The sequence below is a fragment of the Butyrivibrio sp. INlla21 genome, from assembly GCF_900116875.1.
Taxonomy (GTDB): Bacteria; Bacillota; Clostridia; order Lachnospirales; family Lachnospiraceae; genus Butyrivibrio.
In genome coordinates, this window is record NZ_FPCC01000019.1 from 38,146 (window position 1) to 57,840 (window position 19,695).

Consider the following 19,695-nt stretch of genomic DNA (forward strand, 5'->3'; position numbering starts at 1 on the left):
AAATTTACTCACTCTTTTTTTGATAAAGAAAATACGTCGTATTCGTATCATGTGTGACGAAATCTTCTTGAAGTACAAGCTCATAATCATCAACCGCTTCGGCAGGCCTATCTACAGACAAAACAAAATCAGCCTGTCCGTTACGGGTATAGCTCTTTTGCCACTCGATAACTTCTTCTATATTGAGCGTCTGTGTCTGATAATAATAGCAAATGGGCATTGTGTTTGTAACTGTATACAGTCCCGCGTCGAATCCGTATTCATTCATTATTCCGGGATTCTCGATTCCGCTCTCAAGTACATAATCCCTAAACTTGAACAACCAGATATCATCCTTTTTAAGCTTCATCGCCGGAACGTTTGGTGATATGAAATACGCTGATGCTCCGGTTATAAGAAGAGCCAAGAAAATCAAAACAAAACCAAACGTACTTGCAAGATCTCCAAATTCTTCTCTTGATAAGTGCTTGTATAGGCCCTCTATAACATATCCTACGGCCACCGAGCAAAATACCGCAAAGGCATTTATCGGGAACGGATAATATGTTATGCTGACGCCGCCTATAAAGATCACAAGTATCAAAAATAACATCAGCACCGCTATATTGACGTACTCTATAATCTTAAGCGGAAGCAGCACAATATCTCTTTTTACAAGTTTATATCTGTCCTCATGAACAAGCGATGAGATAAGCGCCACCGTAAAGTATAACGCACCTGCAAAAATAGTCAAATACACGAATTTATTATCGAAAAAGTGATCGGTCATTATATCCCAGATCTTGTACAATCTCTGCCCGATCGTCATGCTTTTAGAATACTCAAATACATTCTTGTAAATGTAAACGCGATACCAATCGTCAATCGCAGAGTTAACTCCAAAGTATACAATCCCGGGGATGAAAGTAATCACCATTCCAAGAAGGAACACAAAGCAGCTTATTATAGCCTTTTTAAGTGCTCTTACGCCGCTTCCTATTATGTCTCCGAAGAACACCATCGCCATCCATGCAAAGAAAAATCCAAGTGAATTAAACTTGATATGGAAGACACAGCCGGCAAGCACGCCACCCAATAACACAGTCCTGTACGGCATTGTATCGGGATAGGTATCTCTGAAATGTCGCAGTGATAAATACAATCCCCAAACAATAAACGGGAAAAGAAATTCCTCCGCACTTCCGCCCCAGTAAAAACATTTGGCCGTATAAATACTTAGTGCCGTAAAAGGCATCATAAAATACGGAACCACATCGGATCTTAGATAGAGCTGAATAATGCGAAGCAAACCTACGCATACAAACGTCGCCGCGATCACTTCAAAAATATATACTCCAAAAAAAGTCGTCGAAGATATCAGCGAAGCCAAACCATAGATTGTATACAGGAAAATACCTTTCTGATCAAAGAGATTCTTGTATGGCACATACCCTCTGAACATGCATTTTCCCATCGTAAAATAGCTGTTGGCGTCATCCCAAAGATTAAACGCATACAAAAATGATGACTTGGAGCATATGGTTATAACGACAAATGCGGTCACAAATCCCACGATCCATGCCGTAAATCTGTCGCTCCTATCATCGAGTCTGTCGTATTTATTTAAGTTTATGTAAGAAAAAACGTCCACTTAGCACCTTCAATCCGCACGCTGCAAACGGCAAGTAATAAATATAGTATCTCATTGCATAGCGGGAAGAACCTTCCCAGAATTCGTGAAATACTATGCCTCCGAAAATAAGGATGAGCATAAGCATCTCGGAATCGGTAACACTTTTTTTTCTAAAAATACTTAAAAGATATATCAAAACGCCAAGATAACACAAAGTCATAAAGACGTTCATAATCCACTTTAAAACTTCGGAGCCTCTTCCGTAAACAAGGCTTGTTCCGAGCGTCGACGTATCATGATGGCGACTTACAAGATCGAGATTGTGAGTTGATATACATACCGGATCCGCCCACTGTGTAAGGTATTTCCTTACAAAAAACTTCCCGCCGTGAAGAGGTCTTTTTACAAATCCCGAAAGCGTCTCTTTAATGTTTTCTATCGCTGCGGCCTTGGTTCTGTCGGTATCATAATTGTTCTCGCCAAAAACATGATAGTTATATCCGTTGTACCAGCCATCCTCAAGATCGCTCTCCTGAAGTCCCATAGCTATATGCGATACCGAAGGACTTCCCTTAGGAATCTCTGTTAGCCCTGTAAGTCGGCAATAATGTGCGTTTACGGCTGTATCGATCAAAAGCATGCCAACGAGCATAAAAGCTGCGATAACGATCCTTCGTGTCAGACTATGGCTGATAATCCTTGAACCCCACGTCTTTTCAGGTGCAATTCCTTCCGAATTTTTCACCGATTCCTTCTCACGGATCTCACTCATAAACAACATCATAATAAGAGCTATAAGTGTAATCTTGCAGTTAGTTTTCAGCATTATGGAAAAAGAAATAAACGCCCCGGACAAGAGTCCGTATCTAAATTTCTTTCTTTTCATAAACAAGATCAATGCATACAGAGCCGCTGTCTGCGGACCCATGCTGAGTATATCACCGTAAATATAGGTAACATAATTATAAAAAAACAGTGCCCCACATGATAGAAGTGCCACTATACCGCAAATATCCTTATCTTCAAAGCATTCCCACGTAATCTTGTATATCAGCCATATCGTGATGACTATGGAAACAAGCTGCAAAAGATCCCAGGCAAGATAATTGCCCACACCGAACACGTTGGTTACCAGCTCGCCAAACAACACATATCCTAGCTGGAAAGGCCAGATAAAAAGATATCCGCCCGTTGTTGTAAGTTCGCTGTAATCGCCTGAAACAAAGCTGATTATAATATCATCCAGAGTTTTTGAATCATTAACGGGCAGCGGTCTTATAGCAAATATCAGCATAAAACAATACGCCGCAACAAATATCAGACCTGCCGTCATCCACTTTTTATAATGACCAAACACATTCTTTTTTTGCAAAAGAATAAAGATTGCAAGTACAGCAGCAAGTGATATTAAAAGAAGCGGTATATTTTCTTTTCCGTAATGCGGCCAGTCGACCTGAATCTCACCGTCTACATCATAGTAGATCGTTGTAAGAATGCTGCATCCAAGTGTCAGCGCCGCAGCTATGATAAGGCAAAAAACAATTATTTTGTTAAAGGCACTCTTAAGCTTCAACTTTAGAAATACCTCCGTTTATAACTCGAACAAAATCTATAGCGGTGTAAATATACGCAGCCACATAGAATATCGAAACAACCTTCATGTCAAAGATATCCGTATGGAAAAGCGTGATACTGTAAGTTGCAAGCGAACACAGATTGGCAACTACCATAGGCACAATAAGCTTCTTTCTGATCATAACAGCAAAAGGTGTAAGCAAAAGAAGCATCGCATAATCATACCTTTCATGCATTCCGGGAAGAAGCATAAGGCATGTCCACGCAAGAAAGATCGCAAGATAAAGAACCGTATTTCTGTCTAAGCTTTCTTTTTTCCTGTAGCAGAAAAGAGCTAACACGGCAAGCACTACCAAAAGTGTAAGCACTGCAGGTACAGTCAATATCTCATCGTAAGGATCAAGTCCCCAATTGTAGATGTTTGGGAAATATGAGACCATTCCGTAACCTTCGGATTGAAGTTCACCTGTCTGACCAAGGTAAGCAAAATAAGTTGCCCTGAGTCCGTGACCTGCCAATACCTCGGGAAGTCCCGCAATAAGATATACAACGGGAATCCAGAAAAAGTTAATAATGCTTAGTTTCTTTTTTCCGGAAGAAACTTCGTTTGATTCTGATGCAAAACCATCCGTAAGATACAAAATAACAAGCACCGGTAAAAAGATAATGCTCTGAAGTTTAAACGCAAATGATACAGCGTACCAAATAAATGCGGCTCTGTATCTTTGACGCAAAAGTTCATATAGTGAAATTATCAAAAAGCAGGTATAAACCGCATCAACCTGCTTCCAAAGGGCACCGTTGAATACAACAAAAGGAAGGAAAAGAGTTACTCCTCCGATAAATAACGAAGTTTCTTTTTTCCCTGTAAGTAAAAAGAAAATTTTGTAAATAAAAAATGCAGATACTAGCTCGCACACAAACGGGATCATTGAAAGCGGAACCCAAGGCTCAACGGGAAGAAGTGAGCAAAGAGCATAGATCACATTAAACGGAACATAGTAATCACCGGGTGCATTCTCAAGCCCCTTAACTATTCCGTTTGCTCTGTAAAACTCAACCCACTCTCTGTAATATGAGTCATAGTCCGGTGAAAGCTCTGTATTGGGTGCAAGCTTAAGTCTTATGATAAAAGCTGCGATAATAAACAGCCCAAGTACTATCCAAAAAAGGTATTTGTCTAATAGTTTTTTCTTCATATGCCTCCCCTCAGGCACCGGAACATTGTAATAACAGTCCGGTATTATTCGGGAAAATCGTATTTAACCTTGTCCTCTACGCTGATATCCTTACCGACCTGAACTTCGTTAAGTACAAGTCTTGTCTTGGCTATAACGGTATGTTTCTGTCCGGCTTTTAAAGTAACCACATCTCCGGGCTTTATCTCTGTCTTAACTCCGTCAACGATCGCAGTTCCCTCACCTATCATTACAGTCCAAACCTCATCTCTCAGATCATGACTGTGATAGTGAAGTCTGTGACCGGGTAAGAGTTCAACTCTTATAACAAGAGCTCCCTCCTGAACATCTGTGACGGTAAAGCTTCCCCAAGATTTCTCTGCGTATCTTATATGCTGGGTCAACTTTTCTACGTAAGGTTTAATGTAGCTCGACTGTGTTTTGTCCGAAACAAGTATTCCGTCGTTTGAAGCCGCAACTATCATATCCTTAAGTCCCATTGCGATAATGGGAATATTAAGCTCATTTATGATATTGCTGTTCACACATGCATCATCCATATCGGCTTTACCGATTATGTTTTCATGCATCTCTTCAGCAAAGGTATTCCATGAGCCGATATCTTTCCACTCACCGGAATATCTTACAACGCCGATCGATTTCTCATTTTCTCCGACAGCGTAGTCAAAACTTATCTTTTTGCAATCGCCGTAATGATCGTAAAGATCCTTGTAGTCCTTAAAATCTATGAGCTCATGCGCTCTGTTTAAAATATATGAAAGCTTAAATGCGAAAACTCCGCAGTTCCAAAGTGCGCCTTCTTCGATATATTTCTGCGCTGTTGCAACATCAGGTTTTTCTTTAAATGCCGATACCTTGCTGATATGATCGCCTGTCTCGGGCTGAATGTAACCGTATTTCTCACTTGGATATGTAGGAACAACACCCATGAGATTTAAGTTATAATCACCTGAAGCAACCATCTTGCCAAGATCCTTGAAGCACTCAAAATAACCAAGTTCAACATAAGGATCTACGGGACAGATGATAACCGGCTCATCCTCTCCGACATTAAGTTCATCCTTGAGATATGATGCGGCAAGTGCTATAGCGGGAAATGTATCTCTCCTCATAGGCTCAACACATACGGAAACCTTGTCACCAAGCTGATTATGAATTGCCGAAACCTGAGTCTTACTCGTAGCTATAGTGATCGTAGCATCGGGATCAACTGTTTTTATCTGACGATAAACACGCTGAACCATTGATTCAAGATCATCTTTATCACCTGAATTGTCAGGATGAAACATCTTTATAAACTGTTTGGATCTGACGTCATTGGATAAGGGCCAAAGCCTCTTTCCGCTTCCGCCTGAAAGTAAAACTATATTCATTGAAATTACCTATAACCTCTAAAAAATCTAGACACCGAAAAAATCGATGTTGCATGTATATCATTTAAATGCGTTTACGCACTCGATAACGCGCTGCTGCTCTTCCTTAGTCATTCCCGTGTATATCGGAAGAGATATGACTTCATTGGCATACGCTTCGGTTATCGGAAGAGTTCCCTCCGGAAGTCCGAGATATTCATAAGCCTGAGCTCTGTGAGGAGGAATCGGATAATGGATAATAGTCATTATGCCGTTCTCTTCAAGATAAGCTTTAAACCTGTCTCTCTCAGCGGCCTTGTTATCACCGCTTTCTGTCTTTACTCTAAGAACATATTGATGCCAAACGCAAGTAGCACCCTTGGCAACAATAGGCTTAATAACCTTGGGATTGTTTATTCCCGCATCATACACGGCTGCAAGCTGTTCTCTTTCTTTTGTAATATCATCCATGTGAGTAAGCTTAACTCTAAGAAGTCCCGCCTGCATCTCATCAAGTCTTGAGTTTGCTCCGACAACCATGTTGTAATAGCGCTTTTCACTTCCGTAGTTACGATAGATCTTAACCAGTCTCGCAAGCTCCGGATCGTTAGTTGTAATAGCGCCCGCATCTCCAAAAGCACCCATATTTTTGGAAGGATAGAATGAGAAGCATCCGATGTCTCCGAAGCTTCCGGTCATCTTTCCGTCAAAACAAGCACCGTGTGACTGTGCACAGTCCTCTACAAGTTTTAAGTTATATTTTTTGCAGATAGCTGTGATCTTATCCATCTCGGCTGCCTGTCCGTATAAATGAACAACCAAAATAGCCTTGGTCTTATCCGTGATCTTCTCTTCGATCTTGTCCGCATCTATCTGATAGTATTCATTGGGTTCAACAAATACGGGTGTAGCATCATTGATGGTGATACCCATTACGCTTGCGATATAAGTATTTCCCTGGACTATAACTTCATCGCCTTTTCCGATTCCGAGCACTCTGAAAGCAAGCCAAAGTGCATCAAGTCCGTTGGCGACACCTACGGAATAATCCGTTCCGACATATTTCGCAAACTCGTTTTCAAAGTTCTCTACTTCTTTTCCGAGAATATACCATCCGGATCTGAGAACCTCCAAAGCTTTCTTTTCATATTCTTCCTGATATCTTTGAAAACCGCGGTCCATGCGGCCCTGCATTATCTTTTCCATAATTGCCTTTCTTGATCCTTTATGACAAATACTATTCTCACTCTTTATTTTTATCTAAATCCGAATCATCGGAGCGATGAACCTCATCAATGATGAACGGAGGGCGATTACGTGACTCTTCAAGTGTACGCCAGATGTATTCTCCGAGCATTGAGAGCATTAAGAATAAAACTCCAAAGCCAAAGAACAATACCGTCATCTCCGATGCGTAACCAAGGATAGGTGTCTGCTTGGTTACTTTTTCCGTTATCACATAAATTATTCCGATCAAAGACAAAAGTGCAAAGATGCTGCCGAGTGTTGCCATGCACCTGATTGGGAAATATGAAAAGCTCATCATTGAATCGATCACGAGCTTTATTTTCTTTCCGAGTGTCCAACGAGACTTTCCGATCTCTCTGTCTTTTCTGTGGAAGTAGATCTTCTCGGTCTTAAAGCCTACCCACATAACCTGAAGTGTAAGCGATGAATTCTTTTCATCCATCATCTGAAGGACTTTGATAACCTGCCTGTCTATAAGATAGCAGTCGCAGCCACCCTGAGGCATGTCTTTATTAATAGTCTTTCTTACAAGCCAATAATAGCAGCCTGCAAAGAATTTCTTTACGGGATTCTCGTCTCTTTCTCCTCTGATAGCGAGAACGACCTTATTTCCGCGCTTCCAGCTCTCGTACATCTCAAGGATAAGTGTGGAATCTTCCTGAAGATCCGCCTGCTTGGTAACCGCACAATCACCTGTGCATACCGAAAGTCCTGCAAGGAGAGCCGCATGCTCACCAAAGTTTCTTGAAAGCTTGGTTGCGACCACGTTTTTATCCTGCGCAGCGATCTTGTTTATGATCTCCCAGGAGTTGTCTCCGGAACCGTCGTCAACAAATACTATCTCATAGTCGCCGATCTTTCCGAGAACCTTTTCCTTAAGGTCTTCATATAAAAGTTCCAGTGTATCAGAGTTGTAATAAACCGGAATAACAATAGAAAGTTTACTCATAATTTCTTTTACCCATTAATTTCCTTTATAAATTCATCGTAGTCACGAATATATTCGCTCTCGATGTAATGCTCGCTTGCAAGGCACAGAAGAACCGAATCGGGAGAAAAATCATACATTTCCTTCCAGACCATGGGGCCCAAATAAAGTCCCATTCTGGGTTTATCCAGAACAACAATTTCTCTCTTCTTGCCGTCATCTATAAGAACTTTGCTGCTTCCGCTCACATTTATAAGCACAAACTTGGTATATCTGTTAGCGTGAAGTCCTCTCTTGATATCTCTTTCAGAGCCGTAAATATAGAACACTCTCCTGATATCAAAAGGTATATCAAAGCCCGAGCCTTCCGCAACAACAAGGTTACCCTTATCGTCACCAAACTCCTTAAACTCAAGAACTTTGTAGTTCTCTTCAAAATCACTCTTCATGTTTTATCCTCTCAATTACCACATCTTTTTTGTTATACCATGTTGCCATATTGGTGTTGATCCAATAATCGGCAAACTCGGGATCGGTTATGTCTTTATAAAAGAGCATGTCCGGCGCATCCGTATACTCTTTCAAAACTGCCGTCTCTACAGAAGTATCTTTTAACACCTTAAGTCTTTCGTTGTTCTCTTCTTTGTATCTTGCGGCATTTCCCGTTGCGATCTCATATAACGCGGAAGTCGCGGTATAGTAATGCGGATTGGGAACCACGCAAAGTGCTGAACCGTAAACAAGTATAGCGGCAAGCACCAAGATTACCGATGAAGCTTCCCCGGAAAAAGAATCATCGTCTGATGCCGTAAATGCGGCACCTGCTTTATCCTCCCACTGGCCTCTGATCCAGGCAGTGAGATAAAAAACAGTCATGACTGCAAAGAACACAAACTCCATCCATGCAAGTACAACAAGTCTTCCTTCATCGAAATTCGACACCGCATAGTATGGCGGAGTCAGGTTGGACGACACCATACCGTAAGCAAACAATATAAAAACAAACGGATGGCGAAGCTTATTCTTAAGTTTTCCGGCAAGCACCCAAAAAACAGGAACAAGGAAAAGCAATACTACAAGCGTCTCCCATCTCACCATCTCATCCATAATAACATTAAAAGTTCCGTATAACGATAGCAAAACAGCCTTTATCGGTCCATTTCCCGTAGTTTCTGCACTTCTGATCTCTATTCCGGGTGATGTAACGCTAAATCCAAAGCCTATTAAGTTGATCAAGGCCGGAATCCAAAGAAGCTTTATATATTTTTTCCCGATTTCACCAAGCCCTTCCACGCCTATCTTGGAGAACTTGTTCATCATACAGATAAAAATAACAAGAACCGAAACGATCGCAAGTTCAAGAGCAGTCAGGTAGTTGGCACCTCCCAAGGGAAAAGCCCATATACATGCCCATATGAATTTACCCATGCATGCTTTTTTATTCTCATCATAAAGAATCCTGATAAGAAGTCCTACCCAAAAGAATGCCATTCCAAAAGTAAAAACATAATTTACGGCGCCGCTCCACCAGTAAAATCCTTGATTTCTCGCCTTACTATCTTTAAGAAAGTGGATCATCATGATAAGCGTTGCCATAGAAACCACATTGGTAAGGTGCTTATCAAATTTCCATGCTCTGACAAAAAGCGCATTAAAGAAATAACATACTCCGAAAACAAGCATTGCGATAATTATGAACGGAACAAGAAAGTAAAACTGTTCACCGAATACCGCGGGACATAAGCATGTCAATAATGCCGAAAAATAATAGCCTTCGTAATTATAATATATCCAGATAGCTTTCTTAAAGGCTTCAACTATTGTTCCAAAGAAATTTCCCGTAGCGGCGAAATACAGATGAGGTTCGCGCGCCATGGAAAAATCATCCGCTGACGGGAAATCATAAAAGCCCATGATAAGCAAAGGAATAAGACTTAATGCAAAGATGCATATCATAACGATGCCGAGAGACTTATATGATATTTTCTTTTTTAAAAAAGGTAATTTATAATCCAGCATTTTTAACCGTAATACTCCTTGTACCACTTGGCAAATCTTCGAAGTCCTTCCGTAAGTGACGTGGATGGCTTAAATCCAAAATCATTTTCCAGCGCAGTAACATCCGCGTATGTTACTTCTACGTCACCCGGCTGCATGGGAACCAGCTCTTTGTGTGCCTCGAAGTCATAGTCCGCAGGAAGTACTCCCGCAGAAATAAGTTCTTTTTGAAGTATATCAACAAAGTCCAAAAGATTTACGGGATCATTGTTTCCGATATTGTATACCTTGTATTTAACACCGTTCTCATTCTCATCGGGAGACTTCTGCATCACGTTTATGATACCCTCAACGATATCGTCCACATATGTGAAATCTCTTTTGCAATTACCGAAGTTAAATATCTTAATGGTATCACCGTTTACCAGCTTGTTAGTAAAGCCAAAGTATGCCATATCCGGTCTTCCGGCAGGTCCGTAAACGGTAAAGAATCTGAGTCCCGTCGAAGGGATTCCGTAAAGCTTTGAATATGAATGCGCAAGAAGCTCATTGGATTTCTTGGTTGCAGCATATAGAGAAACCGGGTTATCAACCTGATCTTCCACACTGTAAGGAATCTTCTTGTTGCTTCCGTATACGCTCGAACTCGAAGCATACACAAGATGAAGAACACCGCTGTAATCCGGCATCTTTTTGTCATAGGAATGTCTGCATGCTTCGAGAATATTGTAAAATCCGATAATATTTGATTCGATGTAGGCGTCGGGATTTTCTATCGAATATCTTACGCCGGCCTGTGCTGCGAGATTGACTACGACCTCGGGCTTAAACTCATCGAATATTTTTGTTATAAGTTCTTTGTCGGCGATGCTTCCTTCAACAAGCTTAAACCTGTTCTCATCACCGCCTGTTATTTCAAGGATTCTCTTAAGTCTGTCTTTCTTGATCCCGACATCATAGTAATCGTTCATGTTGTCGATTCCGAGAATCTTTGCATCACTGTATCTGTTTAAAACCGCGATCACAAGATTGGCGCCGATGAAGCCTGCCGCTCCTGTGATCAGTATTCTTTTTCCTGTTAGATCTATGTTCTTACTAAGCATTTATTTTGCACCTTTTCCGAAAAATACCACATAAAAAGTTTTGGCAATTATCATAAAGTCTTCAGTAAGACTCCAGTTGTCGATATATTTAAGATCGAGTTTTACTACCTCATCAAAATCCTCTATATCGCTTCTTCCGCTGATCTGCCAAAGTCCCGTAAGTCCGGGAGTCATGGAAAGTCTTCTTCTGTAGTATCCGTTATATCTTCTGAATTCCTCCACCGTGGGTGGTCTTGTTCCGACAAGGCTCATGTCGCCTTTTAATATATTGAGAAACTGTGGGAATTCATCGAGACTTGTCTTTCTGATAAAGGCCCCAACCTTGGTGATCCTGGGATCATTCTTCATCTTGAACATAAGTCCCGTCATCTCGTTCTGAGACTCAAGTTCCTTCTTGCGATCCTCGGCGTCAACATACATCGATCTGAACTTGTAGATCTTAAATCGTCTTCCGTTCTTGCCTATCCTCGTCTGTGAAAAGAAAACAGGTCCGGGCGAATCAAGCTTGATCGCCGGCGCAAGGAAGAGTGTGATGATTCCTGTTATGACCAGTCCTATAAGCCCAAAGATAATATCGATGCTACGTTTTATAAACAGGCGCTTATAGCTTGTTCTGTTCATGGAATATGTGATCACGGAATAATCCATGAAGTCTTCAAACTGCGTATTGGCCTTGCCTATGCCAGGAAGTCCGAGGCTGTACCTTGTCGTGATACCCATCTCCTCAAAACCTAAGATAATATCCTGTATATTCTTCTGAGGAATATTGGGAGTATTGATGAACACCTCATCAAACGGATCTGTCAAAAGTCTCGCCGTAAGGTTCTCGATTCCCTCATGAATATGTACTCCGTCTATGTACCACTCGCCGGTTGTCTGTCTGTTTCCGCCCTGCGCATGCAAGCCGTCTGCATCAGCACTCTCCGGTTCAGTATCCGCCGCATAGGCCCTTACTATCTTGTAACCCAGAAACTCAGCGTTTGATGTCAGCTTCTTGATCGTGCTCTCCATCAAGTTTCTCTCTGCAACCACAACAACTCTTACAGCGTTAGAGTCACTTGATATCGCTTTTCTGAAAAACACCTTGAAAGCTATTCGTGCAAAATAGGTCAAAAGAACATCAAGTAATACAAAGTAAAACCAAACAAGTCTTGAAATATTCCACTTAAACAAGAAAACAACAAGCACCAAAGCAATGATCATCACTCCGATGAATCTGACAACACTTAAAAATTCTTTTGCGTAGCCTCTGATGCAAAAGTCTCTGTTCCAATCAGCAAAGAAATTATATACAACACAAAACAGAAGAAAAACTATGCACACCATGTAATGTGCCATTTTATCTTCGTCTAAAAGTTCTACCCTCTTTTCACCGTTGAATCTGATGAATGTAGCAAGTACGTAGGATACTATGATACACATCATGTCAATAAGCCATAATATGTATGTTTGAAGTGTTTTGTTATTATTACTCATAATCCGTATTATTATATCACAATTTTGGGCTTTTTTGACCCGCCGGAGCATAGTACTGCGCATAAAACAAGCAATGCAAGGATTCCTACCCATACACCGACGCTTATGACCTTCTTTTCATACTCCATCGTTGCGATATCTTCCCCGTATTTATACATAGGAGTCTCTGCATCCTTATAACCGATGACGATATCTCCGTTTTTCTTAAGTTCTTTTACATAATTCTCAGACAGATACTCAGCTTCCATTCCAAAGCTGACTCCATCCTCACCGCACTCTCTGTCTCCGTAAAGTGCTGTAGGCGGCACTGTTGCAAGCAAGAAAATAAGTGCGGCCGCAAATCCCGAAAGAACCGCTCCCGTGACAGCTTTAATAAGTCGTCCGAAATAGGTTCCCGCAATCTTCGATCCGTCCGTTTCGTCTGTCTCTTTTTTGCTTACTTCATCCGAAGCTTTTGCGTTTTCTTTATTGAGGTATGAATATAACATCCCGCCCATAAACACATAAGCAAAATTCTTAAATCCAAGATTGTATAAAAATGGTTCCCACATACCGATGAACAACATTGCCATAAGTACTGCAAGTTCAGCCCTTTTATCTTCTTTAATCGAGGTATTTACAAACCAAAGAGTCAAGGAAGCGATCACGATAAAAGCGACGATTCCAAGCTGAAGAAAAAGATACATCGGTGCCATATCTATTCCGTAGGTCTTTAAATTGGGCATCGGATTATTTAATCTGATTCCGAATAATGACAAATGATTGTTGCTCCAAAAATATTTGGCCAGCATAAATCTTGAGTTAAACACTGTTCTGTTTAAGAATTCAAAAATATTTTCCGGAAGAACAAGAGGAAATATTATAGACACCACGCAGGTTAAAGGAAATGCCGCATAGCATATTATCTTTTCAAAAATTCCGATTTTCTTTCTTACCGCAAGCCAAAAATTGCAGATAAGAAATACCATACAGGTGATGATTCCGGATCTTGAGCCGGAATACATAAAGATATACAGATTAAAGAACAGTGCCGCAACCGAGATAAGACTGATATATGAGAGCTTTTTCTTTCTATCAAGGTCACTTTTCATAACAGTCTTAGTCAAAAGATATATGACCATCATCGTAAGCATGAGCACATTCATCTGAAGCGTATTTGGATGAGCATATCCAAAAGCATGTCTGAACATAAGCCCCGCACCGGATCTTTCCTGCGGATAATAAACTTCCGGAAGAACTCCGAATACGCCAAGAACTATCTTTCCGAGTATAAGAGTTCCCGCTGTCACAGCGCCCACGGTAATTGCCTTCTTTACAGAGACTCCCTTCATTCCAAGTAGCATTGTAAAACAGACGAGAAGTCCTTTTTCACCTGTAAAGTGATACACCAAAAAAGAAAGCGCAAAAAGAAACGCCATTACACCGTACTCTTTGACAGTGTGACGGGTCACAAGAATCTTGCATGCAAAAAGAAAAAGTCCAAGAATAAGACTAATGTTGTATAAGGTCATTCCTTCGTAAAGGCCAAGTGCTCTCGCACCCACCATAACAGCAAAATAGAGAAGGTATAAGCCTTCTCCTATCTTGTCTCTGTTTAAATTAAACTTATCTATCATCTCTATCACAGTCATATATCAACCTTCCGCCAACAGCCGCCAATCTTATCTACGCTTTAACGCTCCGCTAAACAGGTAGCAAAAGAACTTGGTGTTGGTGACAAAATATCTTGAAAATAATCTCTTTGGATCCTGGAACAAGCGATAGAGCCACTCAAATCCAATCTTCTGGATCCATACAGGTGCTCTTTTTATTGTGCCTGCGTGGAAGTCAAAGCCTGCACCGACGCCCATCATAACGCCCTTAACCTTATCCTTGTGAGTAAGCATCCACTTCTCCTGCTTGGGTGCACCAAGGCCTATCCATACTATATCGGCTCCTGAAGCATTGATCCTCTCAACATCCTCAGCATCTTCCTCCGGAGAAAGAGCTCTGAACGGCGGTGAGTACATCCCTCTTATATCTATTCCGGGATATTTCTCCAGAAGTTTTTCTTTAAGTGCATCAAGTGTCTTCTGCGATGCTCCGTAGAAATAATGAGAAGCCTGTCCCTCTGCCGTATCTCTGAACATATGCTCCATAAAATCAGGTCCTGCAACTCTGTCCGCGCCGATATATCCTTCTTTTCTCTGAAGGTTGGCTATGGGCGCGCCGTCCGCAAATGTATATGCCGACTCATTAAGAACATTTTTGTAATCCGCATTTTCTCTGGCCATAACGGCTGTATGCACATTGGAAAAGCAGATATATTTACCCGATAACTCTTTTAAATGTCCAAGTACATGGAAAACCGCTTCTTCTGTCCTGGCGATCGCGTACTTTACTCCGAAGACTTCAAATCTCTCGTTTCTGACAAATGCAGGAATTGATGCATGATCATCTATATCAGTTATAATTCCGGCTTTAACATCATAATCTCCGCTACTGATTCCATAGTATGTTCTAATGCCGAGTTCTTCCGCTTTCATTGCGATATCTTTTGCATTGGCTTCATTACCGGCAACATCCTTTATAAGAACATCATCGTACTTACCTTCACCAAAAGAAGCTGTGATTTTTTCAACATCCGCGTCCTTGGCGGAAACGGTAAGTACCTTTCTGTCTCCGAGGCCATTGTGTGTATCCAAATATCTTTTTCTATAGATAAATCTGAAAACGAAGCTGTAAATTATTGCAAAAGCGAAGAATAATCCGATAACCGGTCTTGATGCCTGAACGCTTATCTTAAACGCATACAGGTACAAAAGAGAAAGCGCCATAAGAATACATTTCCCTTTGATGACAGTCATAAGATTCTGAACCGGATCCTGCACAAAAACATGCTCTTTTTTATTGTCGTAAATAAGAAAGATGATCACATGAAAAATACATACGGTGATTGTCATCTTTACATACAGACCGTCAAAAAAAGTGTGCGCAACAAAAAACTGACCTCTGTATCTGATCGCAAGCGCAGTTATCATCGCAAGTATAAGTGCGATCTCATCAAGTATGAATATTCTTTTTACCGGAAAATTCTGTTTCTTGTAGGTGTTCATAATCTACTCCGTAGGGGATTAGTTACAGCTTAGTCCTTTTTAGCATCTTCGATCACAGCGCCACATGCGCATCTCTTGATACCGTCGTTAGCAACCGCATTAAAATCACAGGTACTGCACTTATCAAGTTCTTCTTTGGTAACCTTTCCGTCTCTAAGATCACGTACGATCTTAAGTTCATACATTGAATAAGGTTTCTTCATAAAGAGTGCCTTCAGCTTATGACGGAAAACCCACCACATGGGAACCCAGATATATTTATGCATCGCGGGAGATACCGAACCTATCATCCAGCAGCTTCTGTCGCAGTGTCTCACAACATTTCTGACACGTTCTGCAGCTTCGCTGTTCCAAAGCTCATCCCATGTCTGTTCGTTGAGATTTCCCATAACCTCTTTATCCTTGGTTCCGTTACAAGGCATAACGTCTCCGTATGGATCAATAAAGAATGTGTCAAAGCTCATGTCACAAGGAAGAAGTCTCTTTTGTCCGTAAATATAGTTGATAAGGCCATGGTTAAAATAGGCTCTGAACCATTTTTTAGGACTGTTTGACTTAAGCAACATGTTTATAAGCTTCTCAAAATTTTCAGCAACCATAGGTCTGTCTTTAATTATGTTCTTAGCTTCAACAAAGTAAAAACTGTTGTGAAGAGACGCGGTTGCAAACTCCATATCGAGTTCATCCGACAATTTGTAGAGTTCTGTAAGGTCAGGTGCATTTCTATCCTGAACTGTCATTCCGAAACCAACATCCTTAAGTCCCATCTCGCGCAATTTTTTGAGAGTTGTATATCCTCTGTTAAAGCCGTCGGGAAGGCCTCTTATCTCGTTGTTGGTCTGCTCAAGCCCCTCAATTGAAATACGGATTCCGATATCGGGAAATTCTTTGCAAAGGTCTATTATCTTGTCGGTAAAAAAGCCGTTTGTAGAAATTACTATTCTGTCGCTTTTTTTCCTAAGTTCTCTTACGATATCCTTGATATCCTCACGGATAAAAGGCTCTCCACCCGTAATATTGGTAAAATACATCTCGGGTAGTTTCTTGATAGTCTCTATTGAAATCTCATCCTCAGGTTGTGACGGCGCCTTAAATCTGTTGCACATATTGCAACGTGCGTTGCACCTATATGTCACTATAACCGTACCATTTAACTTCTTTGCCATTTCTTAATCCCTTTTAATACTTATAAATATCTTAGGTTTAGCCAAAACCTACCTTCATAATACCATTTCGGCTTATGAAAGTGTTGTCTTTTTTATTTTAGAATTGTAGATAACTGCGGCAAATACGTCTACACAGTAAATAAAACTCATAATCGCGTAAAGTACCGCGCTGCCGGAAGGAAGCACATTCTCCTTTTTTGCGGCAATCGCTGCGCAAAGCCCGATACTTCCGGAGTAAATAATGGTGAAAACATCGATCAGGATCACCACTATTACCATTCCGATTCCCCATATACTCAAAAACAGAACACTGAATATTGCAAATAAAAAATAGATGACATAAGCCGGTATATGAACCAGCTTTACGATCTTATTGGCTTTTGCAAGCTCTTGCGCCCCATACTTTCCTTTTATGGTCTGAATAAGTGTAACGATAGACAATGTAAACGATACCAAGGCCGCACATATCGGAACGGTAAATAAAAGCTCCGGACCGATACTTGCCGATAAAACCGGCGCTATCGAAGGCATTGTAAACATAAATATAAAACAAAAAGCAATTATGTATGGAAATAACATTATAAACCAAAATCTTTTACTACTCATAAATAAAAACCTCTTTCCTTTTTAAACAATATACAATCAGGTCACACCTTAAAATCTGCGATCATAACGGGCTTCCCCGCAACAGCAAATGCGGGAACAAATGCTGACGCGCTACCGTAGTAAGCATCGTACTCTCTCGCCACATCGTCGGCGCGGCGTGGTGATGCGGACACGATTTCTATTATCCCCTCTTTTTCCGTTTTATGCAAAATATCAAGAATATCCCCGTACATATCAGTGCCTTCCGGTGCTTCGCCCGGACTTGGATACAATAATACGGATACTTTAAGCTTACCGCCTGCGTTTCTTATAATCTCAAGCTTATTATTTAAAAGCTCCGCAAAAGAGCCATCGCATTCCGCCGGTTCATTTGCACCGATACAAACAAGAAGCTTCTTCTCGTTTGGCCCGGCACCGCCATGTACATCATCAACATATACTTTGCCACTTTGCACGGGACCTATGACGGCGTCACGTACTCTTATCTTATTTTCCCAGATATCCTTAGTCTTCTCACCGGCAAACGCGGTAAGTACTTCAACATAGCGTCTTTTGATATTCTCTGACTGCACATAAACAATATCCGCATATACAACACCGGGAGCTGTAACATAATGTCCCATATTGTAGATGTCCGTTTTGTCATTAACACCAATCTCAGCCGTATCCGCGATCGGAACATATATTACTTCATCCGCATATTTTCTCACATTTTCCGCGTAAAATGAAGTGGGCACCGTAAGGCAAGGATTAGCGCCGTCATATGGGTTATGTATATATACGGTCTCGGGAGCATGCAAGGAAATATCATATCCGGCCCAGTCCGCATAATCTATGCCGCTGGGATAATCTTTCAAACACGTAGCATCCGCTATCTCTTCGTCGCTCATATTAATATTGCCAAGAAACGTCTTCTTCATAAGAGGAAGCGGAACCACAAATACATCTGTTTTTTCATCGGATACAGCCATTTGATAATACTTGTCAAAAGACTTCCACTCACGCGGACCGATACTAAGAAAGAGAACTTCTTTCCTGTCATAGATATTCTCTTTTACAGCTGCTGCCACCTTATCAAGCGCAGCCCTGCTTTGTGAAAAAAGAGCTTTCCCGTCTTCCTTTTTTCCATCGAAAGTCATGTCTCCTTCCAAGTTGCCTATCGCACTACACTCTTCCCAGAGTGCGTCACAAAAGGCTTGCAGCGCATCTACAACATTAAGAGTGCAAGGTCTTTTCTCGCCTTTCACATTCTCTGTCAGTGTTCCGAAATCCGCCGCCAGCTGCTGAAGATCTGCAACATCCTGTGTAAGGTCATCCGGAAGAGCTTCAACAACATCAAGCAGTCTCTCCATCTCGGCAAGACATTCTTTTGCTATTGTCTTTAGAGAACCGCTCTTATCGGGAGCGACACGCTCAAGCATCACTTCATCAAAAACAAATCTCGAAAGAGACTGTCCGCTCAGCTCCTCCATCTCTTTTTTCTGACCTTCAAAGAATGGATAGTTATGACCGTCCCAAACCTTTTTTAAAGCGCAGTAATCTCCGTATCTTTTCCTAAGCATCTCATTGTAGCGGGCAGGCATGGGTATCGTCGTATCTTCAAACGGAAGTCTTATGCTCTTTTCATACAGAGATTTATTCTCTCCCACTCTGTTTCCGTTTTTTAAAACCCAAGGAAAAATCTGTCCGACAAGATTTGATTCTTCAGGCTTAACCTCGGCCATCATCTTCTCGGCTGCTCTATAAAGCTCTACAGCGCTATCTCTTTTTCCTTCATCGTCTATATAGTTTTCTGCTTTGGCGAGAAGAGTCATTACTTCCTTATCTCGCGCCTTCTCTTTTTCCTCATCCTCATAAAGATAATCCTTTATAAAAATGTCGACGCCCGCAAGATACGGGAAATTGTTGTGTGTATCAAGATAGCTTATGTCAAAGCACATCTTGGAATAATTGACAACTCTTGCAAGAAAGAGCCAGTGATTTTCTTTTCTCTCATAGTCGTGTATCACATAATTATCGGGAAGTTCTTCATCCGCAACCTGTCTGAACTTCTCATAGTCATCCCTAAGCATGCAGATATCCAGATCATCGTCCCACGGCACATATCCTCCGTGCCTTACCGCACCGAGAGCCGTCCCCCAATCGGCATAATATCTGATCCCATGCTTTTTGCATATTTCATCTATTGTCTCAAGAACGTCCAGAGTAGCAGCCCACGCCTGCTTTATCGCAGTCGGAATGTAAAAACCGTTTCTGACTTCGTCTCTGAAAAAATCGATAGACCGATTCATCGTCTGTCCCCTCTCACTTATAAAACGCTTATATCTCTTCTATTTT

At 41.2% G+C, this 19,695-nt stretch carries 15 protein-coding genes; all 15 read right to left on the bottom strand.

Annotation, left to right across the window (positions count from 1 at the left end; translation table 11 throughout):
- Positions 1–4: 4 nt before the first annotated feature.
- The 15 genes from BM377_RS11300 to BM377_RS11370 all read right to left on the bottom strand — a co-directional run bounded on the left by BM377_RS11300 (position 5) and on the right by BM377_RS11370 (position 19,649).
- Positions 5–1,630 carry a hypothetical protein gene (locus BM377_RS11300; RefSeq protein ID WP_092248254.1) on the bottom strand — a complete coding sequence of 542 codons (1,626 nt, stop codon included), beginning with the start codon at positions 1,628–1,630 and terminating at the stop codon, positions 5–7.
- Positions 1,599–3,185: a glycosyltransferase family 39 protein gene (locus BM377_RS11305; protein WP_092248257.1), complete on the bottom strand. Its 1,587-nt coding sequence runs from the start codon at positions 3,183–3,185 to the stop codon at positions 1,599–1,601. The genes BM377_RS11300 and BM377_RS11305 overlap by 32 nt, the downstream gene beginning before the upstream one ends.
- On the bottom strand, positions 3,175–4,386 hold the full coding sequence (locus BM377_RS11310; RefSeq protein WP_092248260.1) for a hypothetical protein: 1,212 nt from the start codon (positions 4,384–4,386) through the stop codon (positions 3,175–3,177). The genes BM377_RS11305 and BM377_RS11310 overlap by 11 nt, the downstream gene beginning before the upstream one ends.
- Positions 4,387–4,430: 44 nt before the next feature.
- Positions 4,431–5,759 (bottom strand): sugar phosphate nucleotidyltransferase, encoded by a 1,329-nt coding sequence (locus BM377_RS11315; RefSeq protein WP_092248262.1) that lies wholly within the window; start codon positions 5,757–5,759, stop codon positions 4,431–4,433.
- Between the two features lie 60 nt (positions 5,760–5,819).
- Positions 5,820–6,944 (bottom strand): DegT/DnrJ/EryC1/StrS family aminotransferase, encoded by a 1,125-nt coding sequence (locus BM377_RS11320; protein WP_092248265.1) that lies wholly within the window; start codon positions 6,942–6,944, stop codon positions 5,820–5,822.
- 37 nt (positions 6,945–6,981) lie between these two features.
- Positions 6,982–7,935, bottom strand: a complete 954-nt coding sequence (locus tag BM377_RS11325; protein WP_092248268.1) for a glycosyltransferase — start codon at positions 7,933–7,935, stop codon at positions 6,982–6,984.
- A gap of 8 nt (positions 7,936–7,943) precedes the next feature.
- Positions 7,944–8,363, bottom strand: coding sequence for a sugar 3,4-ketoisomerase (locus tag BM377_RS11330; protein WP_092248272.1), 420 nt, complete (start codon positions 8,361–8,363; stop codon positions 7,944–7,946).
- Complete coding sequence (locus BM377_RS11335) at positions 8,353–9,933, bottom strand: hypothetical protein (protein WP_092248275.1); 1,581 nt, start codon at positions 9,931–9,933, stop codon at positions 8,353–8,355. Before BM377_RS11335 ends, BM377_RS11330 begins: the two co-directional genes overlap by 11 nt.
- Before the next feature lie 2 nt (positions 9,934–9,935).
- Positions 9,936–11,015 (bottom strand): GDP-mannose 4,6-dehydratase, encoded by a 1,080-nt coding sequence (locus tag BM377_RS11340; RefSeq protein ID WP_092248278.1) that lies wholly within the window; start codon positions 11,013–11,015, stop codon positions 9,936–9,938.
- Positions 11,016–12,491 (bottom strand): sugar transferase, encoded by a 1,476-nt coding sequence (locus tag BM377_RS11345; RefSeq protein WP_092248280.1) that lies wholly within the window; start codon positions 12,489–12,491, stop codon positions 11,016–11,018.
- 11 nt (positions 12,492–12,502) lie between these two features.
- On the bottom strand, positions 12,503–14,122 hold the full coding sequence (locus tag BM377_RS11350) for a hypothetical protein (protein ID WP_092248283.1): 1,620 nt from the start codon (positions 14,120–14,122) through the stop codon (positions 12,503–12,505).
- A gap of 30 nt (positions 14,123–14,152) precedes the next feature.
- Positions 14,153–15,586, bottom strand: a complete 1,434-nt coding sequence (locus BM377_RS16535; protein ID WP_242948161.1) for a WecB/TagA/CpsF family glycosyltransferase — start codon at positions 15,584–15,586, stop codon at positions 14,153–14,155.
- A 29-nt stretch (positions 15,587–15,615) separates the two neighbouring features.
- Positions 15,616–16,752 carry a radical SAM protein gene (locus BM377_RS11360; RefSeq protein WP_092248285.1) on the bottom strand — a complete coding sequence of 379 codons (1,137 nt, stop codon included), beginning with the start codon at positions 16,750–16,752 and terminating at the stop codon, positions 15,616–15,618.
- 72 nt (positions 16,753–16,824) lie between these two features.
- Positions 16,825–17,358: a DUF6652 family protein gene (locus BM377_RS11365; protein ID WP_092248288.1), complete on the bottom strand. Its 534-nt coding sequence runs from the start codon at positions 17,356–17,358 to the stop codon at positions 16,825–16,827.
- 41 nt (positions 17,359–17,399) lie between these two features.
- A complete protein-coding gene (locus tag BM377_RS11370; protein ID WP_092248291.1) occupies positions 17,400–19,649 on the bottom strand; it encodes a LicD family protein in 2,250 nt (749 codons plus the stop codon).
- Positions 19,650–19,695 lie beyond the last annotated feature (46 nt).